Here is a 14,324-nt window from a genome sequence, read left to right as displayed (position 1 = left end):
CCCCTTGGGCGCGAAGCGTGCACATCACCTTTCAAAAGGTGATCCATTCTTGTCTGTGATTGTTATTCGGGCTTTGCAGCCCTTGCGGCACAAGAACCAAGGTTGAAGGCCACCCGCGCCCCAGAAAGACGCTATGCGCCTTGGTTCATGTGCCTACATCTGTAAAGGGCCCTGCGGCCCTTCACCGGCTATATTGGCTTGGGCAAAACACACTATCGATAGACGTGATCCTCACCCGGAAAGGCACGGGTCTTGACCTCTTGCGCATAATCCGCGACCGCGCGTTCGATTGCGGGGCCCAGATCGCCATATTTCTTGACGAATTTCGGCACCCATGGATTCAGACCAAGCATATCCTCCAGCACCAGAATCTGGCCGTCGCAATTCGCAGACGCGCCGATGCCAATGGTGGGAATATCCACCGCTGCCGTGATCTTGTCGGCCAGTGGTTCCACCACGCCTTCGACCACAAGCGCGAAAGCGCCCGCTTCAGCCACTGCAACCGCATCGGCAATATGCGCGGCCCAGGTTTCTTCCTCGCGGCCTTGGGTCTTAAAGCCGCCCATCACATGGCTGGATTGCGGGGTCAGCCCGATATGGGCCATGACAGGAATGCCGCGCTCCACAAGGAAATGGATGGTTTCGGCCATACGCGCGCCGCCTTCCAGCTTGACCGCGCCGCAGGCGGTTTCCTTCATGATCCGGGCTGCGTTGCGAAACGCCATATTCGGGCTTTCTTCATAGGTGCCAAAGGGCATATCGACCACGATCAACGCGCGCTTTGTGCCGCGCACCACAGCACGGCCATGCATGATCATCAGATCCAGCGGCACCCCGATGGTCGATTCCATGCCATGCATGACCATACCCAGACTGTCACCCACCAGAATGAAATCAGCGTATTTGTCCACAATCGCCGCTGTATGCGCATGGTAAGAGGTCAGCGAGATGATCGGCTCACCGCCCTTTTTCGCGCGGATTTGCGGAACGGTCATGCGGCGGATGGGGGCTTGGGTACTCATGTGCTTTCCTTTGTGGGGTATAGGACACGGTTGTCGATCAGAAAAACCTGACCGAACTTCACGGCCAACAAGATGACCGCAGGCCGCGTCAACGGGCCTGCGATCGTGTCGAGGGTGACCGCATCGCGGATATCGACTGATTGCACACTCGCGCGCGGCTCGGCCTCCAGCATCGCGCGAACATGGCTGCGCAGCCGCGATGCCGTAACGCCAGTGGGCGCCATTTCGGCGGCTTGATCCAGCGCGCGGGCCAGAACGGGGGCGGCGGCACGGTCAGCAGGCGACAGGCGCACATTGCGTGATGACATGGCCAGCCCATCGGCTTCGCGCGCAATGGCACCGCCAATGATCTCTATCTCCATGTCCAGATCACGCACCATCGTACGGATAACAGCCAGTTGCTGAAAATCCTTTTCACCGAATACGGCCGCATCAGGCCGTATGATGTTGAACAATTTGGTCACGACAGTCGCCACACCCCGAAAATGCCCCGGCCGCAGCTTGCCAATCAGAACACGCGACAATTCGGTAGTTTCCACAATAGTTTGCGCCTGCGGATCGTAAACCTGGCCCACATCAGGGGCAAAGACCGCATCAACCCCTTCTTGCTGGAGCAGGGCAAGATCACGCGCTTCATCGCGGGGGTAGCTGTCCAGATCTTCACCCGGCCCGAATTGAGTCGGGTTGACGAAAATCGAGGTGACGACCTTACCGCCCACGCCGGCACGCGCACGTGCCAAACGCATCAGCGACAAGTGCCCCTCGTGCAAAAAGCCCATTGTGGGCACCAGCACGACATCGGCCCCGGCCGCGCGCCACGCTGAAACCTCTGCGCGAATTGCGGCCTTTGTTCGACAAACCTTCATCAAGCCCCCTCGCGAATGGATCACGCCGTGTTTAGGGCCAGCGGGCGGGCTGCGCAAGATTGTTGCTTATACCCAACGCGCGAAGGGCGGCAGTGACATCAGCACCGCGTCGGGGTCGTGGCCGGTCTGCAACCCGAATTTGGTACCCCGGTCATAGACAAGGTTGTATTCGGCATACAGCCCACGATGGACAAGCTGGGTTTCCTTGTCGACCTCGGACCAGTCCATGTGCCGCCGCCGTTCGACCTGCGCCAGAAAGGCAGGCAGGAACGCGCGACCCACATCTTGCGTGAAGGCGAAATCAGCCTCCCAATCGCCGGTGCAGTGATCGTCATAGAAAATGCCGCCCACACCGCGCGCGCGCTTACGATGCGGAATATAGAAATATTCATCCGCCCATTGCTTGAACCTGGCGTAGAGGTCGGCACCATGCGGGTCGCAATGGCGCTGCAATGTGGCATGAAAATCTGCGGTATCTTCGGCATATTCGATACAAGGGTTCAGGTCAGAACCACCGCCAAACCACCACGCGCCCGGTGTCCAGAACATGCGCGTGTTCATATGCACGGCTGGAACATGCGGGTTTTGCATATGGGCAACCAGCGAAATACCACTGGCCCAGAAACGCGGGTCATCTTCCAGCCCCGGAATTTCCTTGCGCGCGGTCAATGAGCGCTGCGCCTGTTGGCCCAGCGGGCCGAACACTTCCGAGACATTGACGCCCACTTTCTCGAATACGCGTCCGCCGCGCATGACGCTCATCAATCCGCCGCCCGCATCTGCACCATCTGCCGCTGTGCGCGAGGTTTCGCGGATCTCGAACCGTCCCGCAGCGCGGTCGGACATGGGGCCCTCGATATGCGAATCCTCCAAATGTTCGAATGCGGCAACGATCTGGTCACGAAGCTCGCGGAACCAAAGGGCGGCGCGGCGCTTGCGGTCAATGAACAGATCGTCAGTCATAGGGCAGTGTCCTTTCGTTAAGACCCAGATTTGGCACGGCTGGACAAAAGTGACAAGTGAAGTTTACATTTTTGCCAGCAAGGCGGCATGCCGGGCCAGATAGGCGTTGCGCGCTTCTTTCGGGGGGCGCAGATGCAACGACAAACCGTTCAGCAAGGCCGGATCAATGCGGCCAAAAAAGCGGTTTGCCTCGGCCTCTGCAAAACCCGCGATCTGTGTCGCCTCAAGCCATGCGGAAACCTTGTCGGCGGCCTTGATGCGTTTCTTGACCACAGCAGGCAGCCGCGCAGGCAGGCCGAAGCGGATGTGAATGGCCGCACTCAAGCGGTCATCCAACTCGCCATAGCTGGGACCGACTGCCGCCTTTACCGGCGAGATCATATCTCCGATTACATATTCGGGCGCATCGTGCAGCAGCGCCGCAAGTTGCCAGCGCGGATCAGGGCGTGCCGAGGCGCGCGTAAAGATTTCTTCGACAAGAAGCGAATGCTCGGCCACGGAATAGGGCCAGTCGCCCATCGTCTGCCCGTTCCAGCGTGCAACAAAGGCCAGACCATGCGCGATATCCTCTATCTCGATATCGACAGGGGTCGGGTCAAGCAGGTCCAGTCGGCGGCCAGACAACATGCGTTGCCATGCGCGGGGGGGTGGGGGCATGAAATGTCTCTTGCAGGTTTTGTGATGGCATATCCGCCAATACGGCGCGCATCAAGTACACGACGTCCGGAAATCCTGCGACCGCTGAGCCGTATTGCGTAGCACAGCCTCGGTGGTGCCGCTTTGCGCGCAAAGAAAAGCCCCCGGCGCATGGCCGGGGGCTTCGCAATCAATGCCCGGATCAGTTCGGGAATTCAGCCGTAATGCCTTCGACAAAGAAATCCATCGTGGCAAGTGCGCCGTCATCCGCGACTTCGCCATCTGCCAGCCACGCAGTGCCGTCCTGACGGTTGATCGGACCGGTGAAAGGGTGGTATTCTTCCGCAGAAATAGCCGCAATCAGGCCATCAGCTTCTTCCTGCAACTCGGCAGGAATGCGGTCATTCCATGGGGCCATCTCGATGATGCCTTCGGCAAAGCCCATCCAGGAATTCTGCGCTTCCCATGTGCCATCCTTCAGCGCCTGAACGCGGCTGATGTAATAGGGTGCCCAGCGGTCCACGATGGCAGACAGATGCGCATTCGGGCCAAACTCTGTCATGTCGCTGGCCTGACCAAAGGCCATGACGCCTGCATCTTCGGCCACGCGCACAGCGGCGGTCGAATCGGTGTGCTGCATGATCACATCCGCACCTTGTTCGATCAGTGTTTCGGCAGCATCAGCTTCCAGTGCCGGATCGAACCATGAATAGGTCCAGATAATGCGGAAATTCACATCGGGGTTTACGGCCTTGGCGTGGAGATAGGCCGAATTGATCCCCGAAACCACAGCCGGAATCGGATAGGATGCGATGTAACCGATGGTGTTGGTTTCGGTCATCTTGCCTGCGATATGGCCCAGAACGGCGCGCCCCTCATAGAAGCGTGCGTCGAATAGCGATATGTTGTCATGTTCCTGAATATAGCCAGTCGCATGCTGGAACGCGACATCAGGAAAGCGCCCTGCCACGGCATTGACATCCGGCCCATAGCCGAATGAGGCCGCAAAGATCATATCGGTTCCAGACAGCGCCATTTGTGTCATGACGCGCTCGGCATCAGCACCGTAATCGACATTCTCGACAATGCTGGTTTCAACCGCATCGCCAAAATGCTCCTGCAATTCCTGCCGTGCGCGGTCATGGCCCGCGGTCCAGCCGAAATCGCCCACGGGGCCAATATAGATGAAACCGACCTTGGTTGTGTCGGCCAGCGCCGGTGTGGCGAGTGCAGCACTCAGCACAGCAGCTGTCAGCAGTTTTTTCATGTGTCCAGTCTCCCTGTTGGTAGCAATATGCCTCAGCTTGAGGCGTGGAAAGGTTTGTTCAAAGAGCCGGGCGCGTTCAGCGAGCGTCCCTTGCCCGATGAGATGATGACAAGCACAAGGATGGTTATCAGGTAGGGCGACATTGACAAGTACTCGACCGGAATACGAACGCCTGCGGCCTGCAAATTCAGTTGTAGCACCACGACACCGCCAAAGAGATAGGCACCCGCCATCGCGCGCCAGGGCCGCCAGCTAGCAAACACCACCAGCGCCAGCGCAATCCAGCCCGCACCGACCGTCATACCCTCGGTCCATTGCGGCACGCGGATCAGCGACAAATAGGCCCCGCCCAGGCCCGCGCAAGCACCACCAAACATGATGGCAAATACCCGCACACGCTTGACATGATACCCCAGCGCATGAGCGGCATCGTGGTTCTCCCCCACCGCACGCAGGATCATCCCCGCGCGAGAGTATTTCAGAAACCACCACACCGCCCCCACCAGCGCAATGGTCAAATAAACAACGATATCATGCGTGAACAGCGCGCGCCCCAGAAACGGGATGTCGGACAAGGGGCCAAGGTCCAGCTTGGGTGTGCGCGGGGGTGTGATGCCGACATATCCCTGACCCAGCAACGCCGTCAGCCCCAACCCGAACAACGTCAGCGCCAGGCCAGAGGCGACCTGATTTGTCATCAGCGCCTGTGTCAACAGCGCAAAAAGCAAAGACAGCGCAATGCCGCCCAGCGCCGCCCCGATGAATCCCATGATCGGGCTGCCTGTGTTGACGGCGACAATGAAGCCGACACAGGCGCCCATGATCATCATCCCCTCGACACCAAGGTTCAGGACGCCTGCCTTTTCCACCACCAATTCGCCAATTGCGGCCAGCAGGATGGGGGTTGCCGCTACCATCAGCGCAGCCATCAGAACAGCGGGGTTGATCGAGCCCAAGATCATGCGCGCATTCCTTGTGTCAGGCGTATCCGGTAATTGGTCTGGAAATCGAGCGCCAGAAGAAAGAACAGCAGCATGCCCTGAAACACCTGTATCGCGGCACCGGGCAGTTGCAGCATCATCTGCCCCAATTCACCGCCGATATATGTCAGCCCAAGCAAGAACCCTGCCAACACGATTCCCAGCGGGTTCAGCCGGCCCAGAAAGGCCACAATAATCGCTGTGAAACCATAACCGCTGGCAAACTCTATCCGCACCTGCCCGCCGGGGCCGGACACCTCGAACATACCGGCAAGCCCGGCAAGTGCCCCTGCAATTCCCAGACAGACCACGACCAGCCGCGCAGGCGCAACACCGGCAAAACGCGCGGCGCGCGGCGCTTGGCCAGCAAGCTGGACATGAAAGCCCAGCATGTGCCGTGTCATGATTACATAGGCAAAAATAACTGCGATAAAGGCCGCAACCACACCCCAGTGCATTCCGGTATTCGCAATCAATTCGGCATTATGCGCGGCCTCGTAGCGGCGCAAATCGCGCGAACCGGGAAAGCCGGGCTGGTCGGGATTACGCATTAGCCCCAGCGCCATTGCAGCAAGAATCCGTTCAGCCACATAGACCAGCAACAGTGACACAAGGATTTCATTGGTGTTGAATCGCGTCTTGAGAATGGCAGGGATCATCGCCCAGAGAAAGCCACCAAACGCACCTGCCAGCACCATGAGCGGGAAGATATACCACCCCGGCTGCGGGAAGAACGCGAGCGCCACCCCCGCACCAAAAAGCGCTCCGATAATATACTGCCCCTCGGCCCCGATATTCCAGACATTTGCCTTGAAGCCGATGGCAAGCCCCACTGCGATCAGGATCAGGGGCGCAGATTTTATCAGCAGTTGCGGGCGCGAATAGCTGGCGAATGTCTCGGAAAAGATGGGATCGAAGAAGATAAGCCTGATTGCCACAAACGGGTCTTTGCCCAGCATGGCAAACATGATCCCGCCCGCAATCATCGTCAGGACAACTGCCAGAAACGGGTTGGCGATACGCCAGAATTTCGACGGCTCTTTGCGTTTCTCAAGTCGGATCATGCGCTTGCCTCATGTGCCACATGCATATCATGCGCACCCCCCATCATCAGGCCAATCTCTTCGACTGTCAGCCCCTTGGCAGGGCGTACTTTCGACAAGCGCCCCTCATTCAGCGCCGCGAAGCTGTCGGCCACTTCCAGCAATTCATCCAGATCCTGAGAGATGACAAGCACCCCCGCCCCCTTGCCCGCCAGATCAAGCAGGGCCTGCCGAATGGTCGCGGCGGCAGCGGCATCAACCCCCCATGTCGGCTGGTTCACGACAATCACATCAGGATCAAGCTCGATCTCGCGCCCGATGACGAATTTCTGCAAATTCCCCCCGGACAGCGCGCGCGCCAGAACATGCGTGCCGGGGGTGCGGACATCAAACCGTTCGATGATCTGTTGGGCAAATGACTCGGTCGCCGACCAGTCAATGAAACCGCGACTTGCAAGCCCCTTGCGTTCGCTTGCCGACAGCAGCGCATTCGAGGTCAGGCTCATATCCGGTGCTGCGGCATGGCCAAGGCGTTCTTCAGGGGCGCTGACCAAACCGCGCTTTCGCCGTGCATTTGGCCCCAGATGACCCACTGGCAAGCCCTTGAGTTTGACCTGCGCCGATGGTGCGCGCAATTCGCCCGAAAGCATCAGCAGCAATTCATCCTGCCCATTGCCTGCGACACCCGCAATGCCCAGCACTTCACCCGCGCGCAGGGTAAAAGAGATGTCCTTCAACGACGTGCCAAAAGGGTTGTTGGACTTGAGCGACAGCTTCTCCACGCTCAGCACGACATCACCCATTGGGCGCGCGGGTCGCTCTGGCGGGTGCAGCACTTGGCCCACCATCAACTCTGCCAGTTCGCGGGCCGATTTCTCTCGCGGGTCACAAGTCGCGATCTTGTGGCCACCGCGCAGGATCGTGGCTTCGTCACACAGCGCGCGGATTTCTTCCAGCTTGTGCGAGATATAGAGGATGGATGTTCCCTCAGATGACAGTTTTCGCAGCGTTCGAAACAGAATATCCACTTCCTGCGGGGTCAGAACCGAGGTTGGCTCGTCCATGATCAGTAGTTTTGGATCTTGCAGCAGACAACGCACGATTTCCACGCGCTGCCGCTCTCCGGCCGAAAGTTCACCAACCAGCCGGGACGGGTCCAGCGGCAGACCGTAATCTTCGGACACATCCCGGATACGGCGCGCCAGATCGCGCAAGGGCGGCGGGTTTTCCATGCCCAACGCCACATTTTCGGCCACATCCATCGCATCGAAAAGGCTGAAATGCTGAAACACCATCGCCACGCCATTGCGCCGCGCATCAGAAGGTTGACCTGGCGCAAAAGGCTGGCCACGCAGGATCATTTCGCCCTTGTCCGGCTTGACCAGCCCGTAGATCATCTTCACCAGAGTCGACTTGCCTGCACCATTCTCGCCAAGAAGTGCATGAATCTGCCCAGTCCCGATTTCGAAAGAGACATCATCATTGGCGACAACGCCGGGATAAGCCTTTGTCAGCCCCTCAAGGCGCAGCAATGGCATGCGCATAGAATGTAATCTCCCTGACTTCGCCCTTTTCAGGCATTCTTGTTCGCACCAGCAAAGCCGCATGGGGGCTGTGACACAAGAAAAAACTAATCCCAGACTGGCGAGACTGAATCAATGCCTGATTGATAATCAATGATCCCTTTTCCGCCTCGCCCCCACGCCCTATAGTCACACCATGACCCAGACACCTCGCTTCATTCATCTGCGCACCCATACGGAATATTCCCTGCTAGAAGGGGCGATTCCGCTCAAGAAACTGGTAAAGGACAGCGTGGCCAAGGGCTATCCGGCAATCGCTGTGACCGATACCGACAACATGTTCGCCGCGCTGGAATTTTCGGTCCTCGCCTCTGCTACCGGGCTTCAGCCCATTCTGGGCTGTCAGATCTCGGTCGCCTATGACCCGCCCGCCCCCGGTGAAAAGCTGCGCATGCCCGCGCCAGTGGTCCTGCTGGCCCAGAACGAGCGCGGCTATATGAACCTGATGAAACTGAATTCCTGCCTGTATCTGCCCAAGGATCGTGCAGTGCCACAGGTTACGCTGGAGGAACTGGAGCAATATTCCGACGGTCTGATCTGCCTGTCTGGCGGGTCTGAGGGGGCTGTGGGCAAGCTGATCCAGACCAACCAGTTGCCAAAAGCTCGCGCCTTGATGGAATTTCTGGCAAAGACCTATCCTGACCGCCTGTATGTCGAATTGCAGCGCCATGCTGATGGCGATGGCCAGATGATGGAAGCAGAACGCGTGACCGAGCGCGCCTTTGTCGAGATGGCCTATGCGATGGACCTGCCGCTTGTGGCCACAAATGACGCCTATTTTCCGAAATCAGATATGTACGAGGCCCATGATGCGCTGCTTTGCATCAAGGAAGGTTCTTATGTGGATCAGGCCGCACCGCGCCGCCGCCTGACACCGCAGCATTATCTGAAATCGCCTGAAGAAATGGCCGCACTTTTCGCTGATCTGCCCGAGGCGCTGGAAAACACTGTCGAGATTGCCCGGCGCTGCGCCTACAAGGCCGAAAAGCGCCCGCCCATTCTGCCGCGCTTTGCCGATGACGAGGTGGAGGAGTTGCGGCGGCAGGCCAAGGAAGGTTTGGCCGCGCGTCTGGCGGTCATCCCGCATGCGGCACCAGTGGAGGAGTATGAAAAGCGCCTGGAATTCGAGCTTGGCATCATCGAGGGCATGGGGTTTCCCGGCTATTTCTTGATCGTGGCCGATTTCATCAAATGGGCCAAGGACAATGACATCCCTGTTGGCCCCGGTCGTGGGTCCGGGGCGGGCAGTCTGGTGGCCTATGCACTGACCATCACCGACCTTGACCCGCTGCGATATGCGCTGCTGTTCGAGCGGTTCCTGAACCCGGAACGTGTGTCCATGCCGGATTTCGATATCGACTTCTGCATGGACCGCCGCGAAGAGGTGATCCGCTACACTCAAGAGAAGTATGGCCACGACAAGGTTGGCCAGATCATCACATTCGGTGCGCTGCTGTCCAAAGCGGCTGTGCGCGATGTGGGGCGTGTGCTGCAATTGCCTTATGGGCAGGTGGATAAACTATCCAAGCTGATCCCGGTGGAAGGGGTGAAGCCTGTCAGCATCGAGAAAGCACTGGCGGATGAACCGCGCCTGCGCGAGGCTGCCAAATCCGAAGAGGTGGTGGACCGGCTTCTGACCCACGCACAGAAGGTCGAAGGGCTGTTGCGCAACGCCTCGACCCACGCGGCCGGTGTTGTTATTGGCGACCGCCCGCTGGATGAGTTGGTGCCGCTTTACCGCGACCAGCGCTCTGACATGCCAGCCACGCAATTCAACATGAAATGGGTTGAACAGGCCGGTCTGGTGAAGTTCGACTTTCTTGGCCTCAAAACCCTGACGGTCATTCAGAACGCAATCGAGGTGCTGCGCCGTCGCGGTGTTGATCTGGATATCTCGGCCATCCCGCTGGATGACGAGGCGACCTACAAACTCTATGCCTCCGCGCGCACTGTGGCCGTGTTTCAGGTGGAAAGCTCGGGCATGATGGATGCGCTTCGGCGCATGAAACCCACCTGTATCGAAGATATCGTGGCGCTTGTGGCGCTGTATCGTCCCGGCCCGATGGAAAACATTCCCACCTATTGCGAGGTGAAAAACGGCCTAAGGCCGCTGGAATCGATCCACCCGTCAATTGATTTCATTCTGGAGGAAACCCAAGGGATCATCGTTTATCAGGAACAGGTGATGCAGATCGCACAGGTCATGGCGGGCTATAGCCTGGGCGGTGCCGACCTGTTGCGCCGCGCGATGGGCAAGAAGATTGCCGAAGAAATGGCCAAGGAACGCCCCAAATTCGTCGATGGCGCTGTGGCCAATGGCGTGGACAAGAAGAAAGCGGGCGAGGTGTTCGATCTGCTGGAGAAATTCGCCAATTACGGCTTCAATAAATCCCACGCCGCTGCCTATGCTGTCGTCAGCTATCAGACCGCTTATCTGAAAGCGAATTACCCGGTCGAATTCATGGCCGGTGTAATGAATTGCGACTTGCACCTGACCGACAAGCTGGCGGTTTACAAACGCGAAGTCGACCGGCTGGAGATTGAGGTCGTGCCGCCCTGCATCAACCGCTCTCGCGCGCGGTTCGATGTGCAGGATGGTGCGCTGGTCTACGGTCTTGGCGCGCTGAAAAATGTTGGTGTGGACGCCATGCGCCTGATCGTCGATGCCCGCAGCGACAGGCCCTTTGCCACGATCTTCGACCTTGCCCGCCGCGCAGACCTGAAGCGTGTGGGCAAACGCCCACTGGAAATGCTGGCGCGGGCAGGCGCGTTCGACCAGTTGGACCGCAACCGCCGCCGCGTATTCGAAAGCCTCGACAAGCTGGTGACCTATTCCGCCGCGATTCACGAGGCACGCGCCTCCAATCAGGTGTCACTCTTTGGCGAAGCGGGCGAAGATATTCCCGAACCGCGCCTTGCACAGGTGGATGACTGGCTTCCAACAGAGCGGCTGGGGCATGAGCATCAGGCCGTGGGCTTCTACCTGTCCGGCCACCCGCTGGATGACTATGCAGGCCCGCTGAAACGCAAACAGGTGCTGACACTGGCCGAGGTCGAGAAGAAGGCCGCAGAGGGGGCATTTGTCGCCAAGATTGCTGGCTCTGTTTCAGGGCGGCAGGAACGCAAATCCGCACGCGGCAACCGCTTCGCTTTTGTGCAACTCTCCGATCCGACCGGGCTTTATGAGGTCACCGTCTTTTCCGACACTCTGGAGGCAGGACGCCAATATCTGGAAACCGGGCAGAATGTCGTGCTCACTGTCGAGGCCACGATGGAGGCAGAAACCCTGAAACTCCTGGCGCGGGGTATCCAGCCCATCGATTCAGTGGTGGCGGATGCTGGCGCGGCGGGCTTGCGCATTCATGTCGAGTCGCCCGATGCGATCAGTTCGGTCGCGGCCTTGCTGGCGCGCTACAAGGAGGGGCCGGCGCGGGCGCGCGGGCCGCTTTGGTTCTGCGTCACTGATATTGCGCAGGGTCAGGAATACGACATCGACACCGGTCAGATGTTTGCCATCACGCCACAGATAAAAGGGGCTGTGAAGTCACTGGGGGGTGTCGTGATGGTTGAGGAAATGTAACAGGCCGCGATGGCGCAAGCCCATCCGGCGCGCTTTGCCAGCGGCAAAGCGCCACCAGTGGGGGACCAAAGAGGGGCGCGGCATCGCCGCGCCCCTCTTTGGTCCCCCACACCCCCCTGTGTCGGAACAGAACGGTCAGCCCGCGATCATCTCGGACTGCCGCACAATCACTTCTGCCTGTTTGATCGAAGCAATATCGACCAGCCGCCCCTTATAGACCGTAGCCCCCTCGCCGCGCGCTTTGGCAGCTTCCATCGCTTCCAGAATCTCTCGCGCCTCTGCGACCGCAGCCTCGGACGGGGTGAACACCTCATTGGCCAGGGCCACCTGTTTGGGGTGAATCGCCCATTTACCCACCATGCCCAGCGTGGCAGAGCGGCGGGCCTGTGCACGAAAGCCGTCATCATCGCTGAAATCACCGAATGGGCCATCGACGGGTAAAACCCCATGCGTGCGACACGCCGCCACGATCGCCGATTGCGCCCAGTGCCACGGGTCAGACCAGTATTGCGCGCCGTCGCGCAGCATGTAGTAATTTTCCTGCGTCCCGCCAATGCCGGTGGTCGACATGCCCATCGACGCCGCGAAATCCGCTGCGCCAAGGCTCATGGCCTGCAAGCGCGGGCTGGAAGCGGCAATCTCTTCCACATGTGCGATCCCGGCAGCGGATTCGATGATGACCTCGAAGCTGATACGCTTCTTGCGGCCCTTCGCGGCCTCGATGCTGGTGACCAAAGCATCTACAGCATAGACATCTGCCGCGCACCCGACTTTCGGAATCATGATCTGGTCCAGCCGGTCGCTGGACTGTTCCAGCAACTCCACGACATCGCGGTACCAGAAAGGCGTATCCAGACCATTGATGCGCACAGACAGATACTTGTTGCCCCAATCCACATCATGCGTGGCGGCAATAATATTCGCGCGCGCCGTGTCCTTGTCGGACGGCGCCACCGAGTCCTCAAGGTCAAGATTGATGACATCTGCGGCACTTGCAGCCATTTTCTCGAACAAAGCGGTGCGCGAACCAGGGCCAAAAAGCTGACACCGGTTGGGGCGGGCTGCGGGTGTGGGCTGGATACGAAAGCTCATGCGTCACCTATCTAAGTCAGGAAATGTCGAATATCTCGGGGCTTGGGATATATTGTTGCGCATTGCCGCGCAAGCAGTCTTCTGCACCTGCAAAGCTAGCTGTGCTGCAATGCGGCAGGACGGTTGCACATTTCCTGCGCAAAACACGCAGTTTGCAGAAGAAACTTCCCAAGAATAATGTCTAAACCTGTAATTTAACGACAACATTCGCCAGAAACTGCGCAAGACTTACCACTTGCACCTGACCACATATCGGAGTCCGACATGATCCAGACCCCCTATCTGTTGTTTCTGGGCGACGCGCCCGACCCATTGGCCGCCAAAGTTGCGCAGGGCATCAAGGACTGGCGGCCGGATTTCGCCATCGGGCAGTTCCGCATGGAGGGCTGCAAGGCCGACATGAAACTGCCCGACATGACGCTGGCCGAAGCCAAGGCGGCAGGTGCCAAGACCCTTGTGATCGGCGTGGCCAATCGTGGTGGCGTCATCTCGGCCGCGTGGAAGAAAGTTCTGGTCACCGCGCTTGAAGAAGGGTTTGATCTGGCCTCGGGGCTGCATAATCTGCTTCGTGACGAGCCGGACCTGAAAGCTGTGGCAGAGGCCACGGGGCGCACCTTGCATGATGTCCGCGTCCCGTCTGTGCAATACCCGATTGCCAACGGCGAAAAGCGCGCAGGAAAACGCTGCCTTGCAGTCGGGACCGATTGCTCGGTCGGCAAGATGTATACCGCCCTGTGCATGGAACGCGAGATGGTTGCGCGCGGCATGAAGGCCAGCTTCCGCGCCACAGGCCAGACCGGCATTTTGATCACTGGCGATGGCGTGCCACTGGACGCCGTAATTGCCGATTTCATGGCCGGTTCGGTGGAATGGCTGACGCCCGACAATGATCCCGACCACTGGGACCTGATCGAGGGGCAGGGGTCGTTGTTCCATGTGTCATATTCCGGGGTCACGATGGCGCTGATTCATGGCGGCCAGCCCGATGCGCTGATCCTGAGCCACGAGCCAACGCGCACCCATATGCGCGGCCTGCCCGGCTATGCATTGCCATCGCTTGAGGATCTGCGCGACACCGCGCTACACCTGGCGCGCGTGGCCAACCCGGCCTGCAAGGTCGTGGGGATTTCGATCAATACCGCCGCCATGTCCGAGCAAGAGGCCCTGGATTATTGTCAACAGGTCGAAGCACGCATGGGCTTGCCGACAGTCGACCCGTTCCGCCACGGTGCCGGGCGGCTGGTTGATGCCTTGGCCGAGGTATAAGGGGCTTTGCCCCTTTTTCGCCTGCG

At 59.1% G+C, this 14,324-nt stretch carries 11 protein-coding genes; 2 read left to right on the top strand and 9 right to left on the bottom strand.

From position 1 onward, the window contains the following. Positions 1-212: 212 nt before the first annotated feature. The 8 genes from panB to EV660_RS08470 all read right to left on the bottom strand — a co-directional run bounded on the left by panB (position 213) and on the right by EV660_RS08470 (position 8,321). Positions 213-1,022 carry a 3-methyl-2-oxobutanoate hydroxymethyltransferase gene (gene panB / locus EV660_RS08505; RefSeq protein WP_071479896.1) on the bottom strand — a complete coding sequence of 270 codons (810 nt, stop codon included), beginning with the start codon at positions 1,020-1,022 and terminating at the stop codon, positions 213-215. After that, positions 1,019-1,888 carry a pantoate--beta-alanine ligase gene (gene panC / locus EV660_RS08500; protein WP_071479897.1) on the bottom strand — a complete coding sequence of 290 codons (870 nt, stop codon included), beginning with the start codon at positions 1,886-1,888 and terminating at the stop codon, positions 1,019-1,021. The genes panB and panC overlap by 4 nt, the downstream gene beginning before the upstream one ends. A 66-nt stretch (positions 1,889-1,954) precedes the next feature. Further along, positions 1,955-2,851: an oxygen-dependent coproporphyrinogen oxidase gene (gene hemF / locus EV660_RS08495; RefSeq protein ID WP_071479898.1), complete on the bottom strand. Its 897-nt coding sequence runs from the start codon at positions 2,849-2,851 to the stop codon at positions 1,955-1,957. A 63-nt stretch (positions 2,852-2,914) separates the two neighbouring features. Beyond that, on the bottom strand, positions 2,915-3,508 hold the full coding sequence (locus tag EV660_RS08490) for an HD domain-containing protein (protein WP_100319071.1): 594 nt from the start codon (positions 3,506-3,508) through the stop codon (positions 2,915-2,917). A 181-nt stretch (positions 3,509-3,689) separates the two neighbouring features. Next, complete coding sequence (locus EV660_RS08485; RefSeq protein ID WP_071479899.1) at positions 3,690-4,754, bottom strand: BMP family ABC transporter substrate-binding protein; 1,065 nt, start codon at positions 4,752-4,754, stop codon at positions 3,690-3,692. Between the two features lie 32 nt (positions 4,755-4,786). Next, positions 4,787-5,716: an ABC transporter permease gene (locus EV660_RS08480; protein WP_071479900.1), complete on the bottom strand. Its 930-nt coding sequence runs from the start codon at positions 5,714-5,716 to the stop codon at positions 4,787-4,789. Continuing rightward, positions 5,713-6,798, bottom strand: coding sequence for an ABC transporter permease (locus EV660_RS08475; RefSeq protein ID WP_100319070.1), 1,086 nt, complete (start codon positions 6,796-6,798; stop codon positions 5,713-5,715). Before EV660_RS08475 ends, EV660_RS08480 begins: the two co-directional genes overlap by 4 nt. Further along, on the bottom strand, positions 6,795-8,321 hold the full coding sequence (locus EV660_RS08470; RefSeq protein ID WP_071479901.1) for an ABC transporter ATP-binding protein: 1,527 nt from the start codon (positions 8,319-8,321) through the stop codon (positions 6,795-6,797). The genes EV660_RS08475 and EV660_RS08470 overlap by 4 nt, the downstream gene beginning before the upstream one ends. 175 nt (positions 8,322-8,496) lie before the next feature. Between EV660_RS08470 and dnaE the strand changes: the two genes are divergently transcribed. Continuing rightward, on the top strand, positions 8,497-11,940 hold the full coding sequence (dnaE, locus tag EV660_RS08465; RefSeq protein ID WP_100319069.1) for a DNA polymerase III subunit alpha: 3,444 nt from the start codon (positions 8,497-8,499) through the stop codon (positions 11,938-11,940). A gap of 135 nt (positions 11,941-12,075) precedes the next feature. Here dnaE and EV660_RS08460 read toward each other — a convergent pair whose 3' ends face one another. Continuing rightward, positions 12,076-13,032, bottom strand: coding sequence for an L-malyl-CoA/beta-methylmalyl-CoA lyase (locus EV660_RS08460; protein WP_071479902.1), 957 nt, complete (start codon positions 13,030-13,032; stop codon positions 12,076-12,078). Positions 13,033-13,296: 264 nt separating this feature from the next. Between EV660_RS08460 and dgcN the strand changes: the two genes are divergently transcribed. Further along, positions 13,297-14,298, top strand: coding sequence for an N-acetyltransferase DgcN (gene dgcN / locus EV660_RS08455; RefSeq protein WP_071479903.1), 1,002 nt, complete (start codon positions 13,297-13,299; stop codon positions 14,296-14,298). Positions 14,299-14,324 lie beyond the last annotated feature (26 nt).

Origin of the sequence: Roseinatronobacter bogoriensis DSM 18756 (assembly GCF_004366635.1) — a bacterium.
Classification (GTDB): domain Bacteria; phylum Pseudomonadota; class Alphaproteobacteria; order Rhodobacterales; family Rhodobacteraceae; genus Roseinatronobacter; species Roseinatronobacter bogoriensis.
Note: the sequence above shows the minus strand (reverse complement) of the source record. Positions and strands in the feature narration are given on the sequence as shown.

Bases quoted from the DNA above. Each gene is read 5' to 3' on its own strand.
- panB (WP_071479896.1), bottom strand. From the start codon at position 1,022: ATGAGTACCCAAGCCCCCATCCGCCGCATGACCGTTCCGCAAATCCGC.
- panC (WP_071479897.1), bottom strand. From the start codon at position 1,888: ATGAAGGTTTGTCGAACAAAGGCCGCAATTCGCGCAGAGGTTTCAGCG.
- hemF (WP_071479898.1), bottom strand. From the start codon at position 2,851: ATGACTGACGATCTGTTCATTGACCGCAAGCGCCGCGCCGCCCTTTGG.
- EV660_RS08490 (WP_100319071.1), bottom strand. From the start codon at position 3,508: ATGCCCCCACCCCCCCGCGCATGGCAACGCATGTTGTCTGGCCGCCGA.
- EV660_RS08485 (WP_071479899.1), bottom strand. From the start codon at position 4,754: ATGAAAAAACTGCTGACAGCTGCTGTGCTGAGTGCTGCACTCGCCACA.
- EV660_RS08480 (WP_071479900.1), bottom strand. From the start codon at position 5,716: ATGATCTTGGGCTCGATCAACCCCGCTGTTCTGATGGCTGCGCTGATG.
- EV660_RS08475 (WP_100319070.1), bottom strand. From the start codon at position 6,798: ATGATCCGACTTGAGAAACGCAAAGAGCCGTCGAAATTCTGGCGTATC.
- EV660_RS08470 (WP_071479901.1), bottom strand. From the start codon at position 8,321: ATGCGCATGCCATTGCTGCGCCTTGAGGGGCTGACAAAGGCTTATCCC.
- dnaE (WP_100319069.1), top strand. From the start codon at position 8,497: ATGACCCAGACACCTCGCTTCATTCATCTGCGCACCCATACGGAATAT.
- EV660_RS08460 (WP_071479902.1), bottom strand. From the start codon at position 13,032: ATGAGCTTTCGTATCCAGCCCACACCCGCAGCCCGCCCCAACCGGTGT.
- dgcN (WP_071479903.1), top strand. From the start codon at position 13,297: ATGATCCAGACCCCCTATCTGTTGTTTCTGGGCGACGCGCCCGACCCA.